Origin of the sequence: Pseudoduganella sp., from assembly GCF_041914865.1 — a bacterium.
Lineage (GTDB): Bacteria > Pseudomonadota > Gammaproteobacteria > Burkholderiales > Burkholderiaceae_D > Rugamonas.
On the sequence record NZ_JAYSCO010000011.1, the window covers coordinates 111,319 to 118,431 of the forward strand.

Consider the following 7,113-nt stretch of genomic DNA (forward strand, 5'->3'; position numbering starts at 1 on the left):
GCGAGGAGCCGCCATGACCCACCTGATCCACCGCGACCTGCGCCGCACGCCGCCCGTTGCCGTCTGCGCTTTCGGCATGCAAGTGCGCGACAGCCAGGGCAATACCTATCTCGATGCCAGCGGCGGCGCCGCCGTCTCCTCGCTCGGCCACAGCCACCCGGACGTGCTGGCCGCCATGCAGTCGCAGCTGAAGGTGGCGGCTTACGCGCACACCTCGTTCTTCACCACCGAGGTGGCGGAGGAGCTGGGCGAGCGCCTGGCGCAGGACGCGCCGGGCGACTTGAACCACGCCTACCTGGTGTCTGGCGGCTCGGAGGCGGTGGAGGCGGCGCTCAAGCTGGCGCGCCAGTACTTCGTCGAGAACGGCGAAACCCAGCGCCGCGTCTTCATCGCGCGCCGCCAGAGCTACCACGGCAACACGCTGGGCGCGCTGGCCCTGGGCGGCAACGAGTACCGGCGCCGCCATTTCGAGCCGATGCTGATGGACGTGGCGCGCGTCTCGCCCTGCTTCGAGTACCGCGAACGCCGCGCCGGGCAGGACGTGCACGAATACACCGCCAACCTGCTGCAGGAGCTGGAGATGAAGATCATCGACCTGGGGCCGCAGCACGTGATCGGATTTTGCGCCGAGACCGTGGTGGGCGCCACCAGCGGCGCGGTGCCGCCCACGCCGGGCTACTTCAAAGGCGTGCGCGCGCTGTGCGACAAGTACGGCATCCTGATGATCGCCGACGAAGTCATGTGCGGCATGGGCCGCACCGGCACCCTGTACGCCATCGAGCAGGACGGCGTGGTGCCGGACCTGGTGGCGCTGGGCAAGGGCCTGGGCGCGGGCTACCAGCCGATCGGCGCGGTGATGGCGCGCGACCATGTGGTGCAGCGCCTGCGTTCGGGCAGCGGCGTGTTCCAGCATGGCCATACCTATGTCGGCCATCCGGTGGCGGCGGCGGCGGCGCTGGCGGTGCAGAAAGTGATACGGCGCGATTGCCTGCTGGGGGCGGTGACGGTGCGCGGGGCGGCCTTCAAGCGCATGCTGCGCGATGCCTTCGCTTCGCACCCGCACGTGGGCGATATCCGCGGGCGCGGCATGCTGCTCGGGCTGGAGCTGGTGCAGGACCGGGACGGCAAGCGCCCCTTCGATCCCGATGTGCGGCTGCATGCGGCGGTGAAGGATGCCTGCATGGAGTGCGGGCTGATGGTGTACCCGATGGGCGGCACCATCGACGGCCGGCGCGGTGACCATGTGCTGCTGGCGCCGCCCTTTATCGCGACCGAGGCCGACCTGCAGCAGATCGTCGCGCGCCTGGCCGATGGCCTGGAGCGCGCGCTGGCGCGCGTGCAGCCGGTTTAGGCGCGCCCCGGTTGCGGTGGCTCAGAACTCCTGGTACCCGATCACATCCTGCTGCTGCTCGCCCAGCCCGGCAATACCCAGGCGCACGAAGTCGCCCTTCTTCAGGAAGCGCTTGCGCGCCATGCCCACGCCCGGCGGCGTGCCGGTGGCGATGATGTCGCCCGGCTCCAGCGTCATGAAGCGCGAGATGTAGGCCACCAGCTGCGGCACCTTGAAAATCATGGTCTCGGTGCAGCCGGTCTGCATGCGCTTGTCGTTTACTTCCAGGTACAGGTCAAGCTTGTTGACGTCCCACACCTCGTCGCGCGTCACCAGCCAGGGGCCGACCGGGCCGAAGGTATCGCAGCCCTTGCCCTTGTCCCAGGTGCCGCCGCGCTCCAGCTGGAACTCGCGTTCGGACACGTCGTTCACCACGCAGTAGCCGGCGATGTGCTTCTCCGCCTCCTCCTCGCTGACGTTGCGCGCGCGGGTGCCGATCACCACGCCCAGCTCCACTTCCCAGTCGGTCTTCTTCGAGCCTTTCGGCAGCATGATCGGATCGTCCGGGCCGGACAGGCAGGTAATGGCTTTCATGAAGATGATCGGTTCGGCCGGAATCGGCAGGCCAGCCTCCTGGGCGTGGTCGGCGTAGTTCAGGCCCACGCCGATGAACTTGCCCACCTTGGCCACCGGCACGCCGAAGCGCGGGTTGCCGCGCACCACAGGCAGGGTTTCGGGATCGATCTTGGCCAGCTTGCGCAGCACCTTGTCGGACAGGTTGGCGCCCGCGAAGTCGCTGACCACAGCGGACAGGTCGCGCAGTTTGCCGAATTCATCGATCAGGCCGGGTTTCTCTTTGCCGATACGGCCGTAACGAACCAGTTTCATTTCATCTTCCTTCTTGTTGAAGGCGATATTTTACCGGAAGCGTCGGAGCAGGTAGCGGCACAGGCCCGGCAACTGGATCAGCACCAGCAAGGCGAAGGCGGATTGGTAAGCGGCGGCCGGATAGTGGCCCAGCGGCGACGCCTGCCACAAAGCGATCACCTGGCCAAAGCCCGCCTGCACCGCAAAGGCGCCGCTGAAGATCAGCAGATTCAGGCAGGTGGAAGCGCGCCCCGTCAATGCTGGCGGCATGGCTTGCGCGACGATCGAATACTCCATGCCGGTCACGCAGCCGACCAGCATGAACAGCACCGGCAGCATCTGCTGCGGCGGGCGCCAGCCGCTGGCAAAAGCGCATTGCAGCAGCACGAAGAGCGCGATGCCGGCGGCCGCCACGTCGAGCGCGCGCCAGCCGCGCCGCGCCGCCCACTCGCCCAGCATGCCGACCGCGATCGAGCCGAAGATCACGGCCGCCATGCCGAGGTAGAGCAGCCAGGCGATGGCTTCCTCGCCGTAGCGCGGCACGTCGGCCATCCAGCGCGCGATCCACAGTCCCTGCACGCCGAAGAAAACGGTGTGCGGCAGCAGCACCAGCAGGGCCGTTTCGCGGAACACCGGGTGGGCGAAGGTCTCCGCCAGCGCGCTGCGGCTGAAAGGGCGCGGCGGCGCGGCCGGCGCCGTGGGCGCCAGCAGCAGCACCAGCAGCGCCACCGCGACGCAGCAGCCGGCCAGCGCGATCATCAGCCATTGCCAGCTCATATGGTGCAGCGCCAGGCGCACCGGCAGCGTGGCGGTGGCGGCGCCCAGGCCGCCCGCTGCGATCAGGTAGCCCTGCACCGAGGGCGTCTTGTGCGCCGGCAGCCAGGTGGTGAGGGCCTTGATGGCCGCCATGAAGCAGCCGGCCAGGCCCAGGCCCATCAGCGCGCGTGCGCAGGCCATGCCGGCCAGGTCGCGGCTGCCGGCGAAGGCCAGCGTGCCGAGCGCCGCCACCAGCAGCAGGCAGAATTGCACGCGGCGCGGCCCGTAGCGGTCAAGCGCCATGCCGACCGGCAGCTGGGCCAGGGCGAAGGCGAGGAAGTAGGTGCTGGTCAGCAGGCCCAGTTCGGACGGGCTCAAGCCGCCCTGCGCCACCAGCTGCGGCGCCAGCATGGCGTTCACGCTGCGCAGCAGCCAGGACAGGTAGTGGCCCAGCGCAAAGGGAATGAAGACCAGCAGCAGCGCGGCGGGCCCGGACAGGGTGCCCGGCACGCGCTCGCGTCCGCGCCACCAGCGCCCCGGCGCTGCCAGCCAGCGCCCGCGCCAGTCGCCGCGCACAGGCACCGACACCGCCAGCGCGCCCGGCAACAGCAGCGGCACCGGCGCGGCTTTGACGCCCCCATCGGCGCCCCGGTCGGCGCCCCCGTCAGCGCGGCTATCGGCGCGGATATTGGCGCCCGCATCGGCACCCGCATCGGCGCACCCGTCGACGCGGCTATCGGCGCTGCTATCGGCGCAGATATCGGCGCGGCTATCGGCGCGGATATTGGCGCCCCCGTCGGCGCCCCCGTCGGCACGGCTATCGGCGCGGCTATCGGCGCGAATATTGGCGCGGATATTGGCGCGGCTATCAGCGCGGGCATCGGCACGCACCGCCCGCGCTTGCGGCACGAAGGCCGGGGCGCCGTGCGACGCGAGCGCAGCGGGCGGCTCGCTGCGCGCCGGCAGCGGTGCTGGCGTGCCCATGGCACGGCCCTAGGCCACCAGCGGAATCACGCGGCGCGGCAGGACCGTCACCGGCGCGGCCTGCGCGGACCCGGGCGCGCCCTGCTCCTCCTCCTCGAAGAAGAATTTCTCGCGCCCGAAGGCCGGCCGCAGCTGGTCGAACCAGGTCGCCTCCGGATCGTACCTGGCGTAGAAAGGCTTACGCACCCAGCCCGCATTGCGCGCCTGCAGGAACTGCAAGGCGAACACCTTCTCGCCGCCGACCTGCGCCACGCCGTCGATCACCACCTTGCCCGGGAAGGCGCTCATGGACGGCCCGCGCACCGTGCGCGCCAGGCCCGACACCATCTGGTAGGCCTGCTGGAACACTTCGTGCGCGCGCGCCAGCGGCAGCTGGAAGTATTCGCGCGGCCCGGTATCGCGCTCGACGAACATGTAGTACGGGATCGCGCCCAGCCGCACGCCGGTGCGCCACAGCTCGGCCCAGCTGGCCGGGTCTTCGTTGATGTGCCGGATCAGCGGCCCCTGCATGCGCAAGGTGGCGCCGGTGCCGACGATGCGCTTGACCGCCTGCTGCGCCACCTCCTGCCGCAGCTCCACCGCATGGTTGTAGTGGCCCATGATGGCCATGTTCTTGCCCGACGCCACCACGCGCTCGAACAGGCGCAGCAGGTCGTCCGCATCGCGGTCGCTGACGAAGCGCTGCGGCCAGTACGACACCGACTTGGTGCCGATGCGGATGTTCTGGATATGCTCCAGCCCCGCCCCCAGCAGCGGCGTGATGATCTCCTCCATCGAGCGCGTGTTCATGATCATCGGGTCGCCGCCGGTGATCAGCACGTCGGTCACGTCGCGGTGCGCCTTCAGGTACTCCACCAGCTGCCCCGTCTCGCGCGCATCGAACTTCATGTCGTCCATGCCGACGAACTGCGGCCAGCGGAAGCAGAAGGTGCAGTAGGCGTGGCAGGTCTGCCCGGCGCTGGGGAAGAACAGCACCGTCTCCTTGTACTTGTGCTGCAGGCCCTTGAGCGGCGCGTCGTTCACGCGCGGCACATTGTGCGTCATCTGGCCGGCCGGATGGGGATTCATGCGCAGCCGGATCTGCCGCACCAGCTGTTGCGCCGCCGCCTCATCCTGCTTCACCAGCAGCAGGTCGCGCAGCTGCCAGTACTCGTGCGCCGGCAGCATGTCGCGGTGCGGGAACACCAGGCGGTAGATCGGGTCGTCCGGGATGTTCGACCAGTCGATCAGCTGGTCCAGCACGTACTGGTTGGTGCGGAACGGCAGCACATGCGACAGCACCTGCACCGCCTCCTGCTGCTCCGGCGCCAGCAACTCCCATTGCGGGGCCTGGCGGATGGACTGGCGGGTGTAGGGCTTGAACTTGGGCTGGACATCGGCGGTCATGGCGTACTCCTGAAGGGGTGGGCTAGGACTTCATGATGGCCCGCTTCAGAATGCGCCTATTGCCCTATCTCAATACTTGCCCGGAAAAGTCCTACGAGCTTGCGTTTGCGCAATTCCCGCCGTCGCGCGCGGACGTACATTGGCATCTCCATCCCACCCAAGGAGTCCGCCAATGAAACGCATCCTGAGCACCGCCCTGATGGTCCTGGCCATGGCCGCCGCCCACGCCGGCGAACCGACCGAGAAAGACGCCATCGCCATGGTGGAAAAAGGCGCCGCCTACATCAAGCAGCACGGCAAGGACAAATTCATCGAGAAGGTCGCGGCCAAGGACCCGGAATTCATCCAGGGCGCGCTGTACGTCGACATCCGCGACCTGCAGACCGGCATCGTGCTGGCGCACCCGGTCAACCCCACCATCGTCGGCAAGGACCTGACCGACGTGCCGGACGCCAGCGGCAAAAAGTACCGGCGCGAGATCATCGAGCTGGCCGCCAAAAAGGGCAAGGGCTGGGTCGACTACATGTACAAGAACCCCACCACCGGCAAGATCGAGCCGAAGACCACCTATATCCAGCGCGTCGGCGACGCCGTGCTGGAAGCGGGCATCTACAAAAAATAGGGGGACGCCATGCTGAACCGACTGCGGATTGGACCGAAGCTGCTGCTGGCGCCGGGCGTGGTACTGGCGCTGCTGCTGGCGACAGCAGCCTGCGCCTGGTTCGGCATGGTGCGGCAGAACGCCTCGATGGAGCACCTGGTGCAGTTGCGCGCGGCGCGCCTGCAGGCGGTGGCCGACGTGGCGGCCGAGGCGCGCATGGCGCACGCCAACATCTACCAGCTGCTGGCCTGGATCAACGGCAGCTTCGCCCAGGCGCGGCTGGACGCGCTGGCGGCGCAGATCCGCAACCGGCACGGCGCCGTGGGCACCGGCCTGGAGCGCCTGGCCGCCGGCGCGGTGGCGGACGAACGCGGCCTGCTGGCCGGCTCGCAGCAGGCGCTGGCCACCTACCGCAAGGCGGTGCAGGAAACCATGGAGCTGGCGGCGGTCGACCAGTCGATCGCCACCAACGCCATGGCCAAGGCGGAGCGCCAGTTCGCCGCGCTGGACGTGCAGCTGGCGCAGCTGGCGGCGCTGGAAAAGTCGCTCAGCGAGGCGGCCTACGCCAGCGCGCGCCAGGAGTTCCGCCTGCTGGGCATGGCCATGGCCGGCTTGCTGCTGCTGTCGGTGGCGCTGTCGCTGGCAGTGTCGATGCTGGTGCGGCGCGCGCTGCTGCGCGCCATCCACGCCATCGGCGACGGCGTGCGCAGCCTGGCGGCCGGCCGGCTGGCGCCGCGCGCGCCGGCCGGCGGGCGCGACGAAATCGCCGACACCGCGCGCGCCCTCGACAGCAGCGTAGCGCAGCTGAACGGCACCATCCGCGCCATCCGCGGCGCGGTGCAGCAGATCGACACCGCCGCGCGCGAAATCGCGGTCGGCAATATGGACCTGTCGGCGCGCACCGAGCTGCAGGCCAGCTCGCTGGAGGAAACGGCCAGCGCGGTCGACTCGCTGGCGACGGCGGTGCGCAGCAATGCCGGCCATGCGCACGAGGCGTGCCAGCTGGCGGCCAACGCCAACCAGCTGGCGGCGCGCGGCGGGACGGCGGTGGCGCAGGCGGTGCAGACCATGGAGGCGATCCGCGCCTCCTCGCGCAAGATCGTGGAGATCATCGGCGTCATCGACGGTATCGCCTTCCAGACCAACATCCTGGCCCTGAACGCGGCGGTGGAAGCGGCGCGCGCCGGCG

Annotated in this window: 6 protein-coding genes; 3 read left to right on the plus strand and 3 right to left on the minus strand. The window is 69.4% G+C overall.

The features are described from left to right. The first annotated feature begins 13 nt into the window (after positions 1-13). Positions 14-1,351 carry an aspartate aminotransferase family protein gene (locus tag ACE3TQ_RS08120; RefSeq protein WP_374581547.1) on the plus strand — a complete coding sequence of 446 codons (1,338 nt, stop codon included), beginning with the start codon at positions 14-16 and terminating at the stop codon, positions 1,349-1,351. A gap of 21 nt (positions 1,352-1,372) precedes the next feature. Here the strand turns inward: ACE3TQ_RS08120 and ACE3TQ_RS08125 are convergent, their stop codons facing one another. From ACE3TQ_RS08125 to ACE3TQ_RS08135, 3 genes are read right to left on the minus strand one after another with little or no spacing between them, the layout of a single operon-like run. Next, the gene (locus tag ACE3TQ_RS08125; RefSeq protein WP_374581548.1) at positions 1,373-2,218 is read right to left on the minus strand and encodes a fumarylacetoacetate hydrolase family protein; all 846 of its coding nucleotides are present in this window, start codon (positions 2,216-2,218) and stop codon (positions 1,373-1,375) included. Positions 2,219-2,248: 30 nt separating this feature from the next. Continuing rightward, entirely contained in the window at positions 2,249-3,937 is a 1,689-nt protein-coding gene (locus ACE3TQ_RS08130; protein ID WP_374581549.1) for an MFS transporter, read from the minus strand. Positions 3,938-3,946: 9 nt separating this feature from the next. Then, the gene (locus ACE3TQ_RS08135; RefSeq protein ID WP_374581550.1) at positions 3,947-5,323 is read right to left on the minus strand and encodes a KamA family radical SAM protein; all 1,377 of its coding nucleotides are present in this window, start codon (positions 5,321-5,323) and stop codon (positions 3,947-3,949) included. Between the two features lie 172 nt (positions 5,324-5,495). Between ACE3TQ_RS08135 and ACE3TQ_RS08140 the strand changes: the two genes are divergently transcribed. Further along, on the plus strand, positions 5,496-5,945 hold the full coding sequence (locus ACE3TQ_RS08140) for a cache domain-containing protein (RefSeq protein WP_374581551.1): 450 nt from the start codon (positions 5,496-5,498) through the stop codon (positions 5,943-5,945). Positions 5,946-5,954: 9 nt separating this feature from the next. Continuing rightward, the coding region (locus ACE3TQ_RS08145) for a methyl-accepting chemotaxis protein (RefSeq protein WP_374581552.1) at positions 5,955-7,113 on the plus strand (1,159 nt) is incomplete at its 3' end.

Excerpts from the sequence above, each read along its gene's own strand:
- ACE3TQ_RS08125 (WP_374581548.1), bottom strand. The coding sequence starts at position 2,218 with ATGAAACTGGTTCGTTACGGCCGTATCGGCAAAGAGAAACCCGGCCTG.
- ACE3TQ_RS08130 (WP_374581549.1), bottom strand. The coding sequence starts at position 3,937 with ATGGGCACGCCAGCACCGCTGCCGGCGCGCAGCGAGCCGCCCGCTGCG.
- ACE3TQ_RS08120 (WP_374581547.1), top strand. The coding sequence starts at position 14 with ATGACCCACCTGATCCACCGCGACCTGCGCCGCACGCCGCCCGTTGCC.
- ACE3TQ_RS08135 (WP_374581550.1), bottom strand. The coding sequence starts at position 5,323 with ATGACCGCCGATGTCCAGCCCAAGTTCAAGCCCTACACCCGCCAGTCC.
- ACE3TQ_RS08140 (WP_374581551.1), top strand. The coding sequence starts at position 5,496 with ATGAAACGCATCCTGAGCACCGCCCTGATGGTCCTGGCCATGGCCGCC.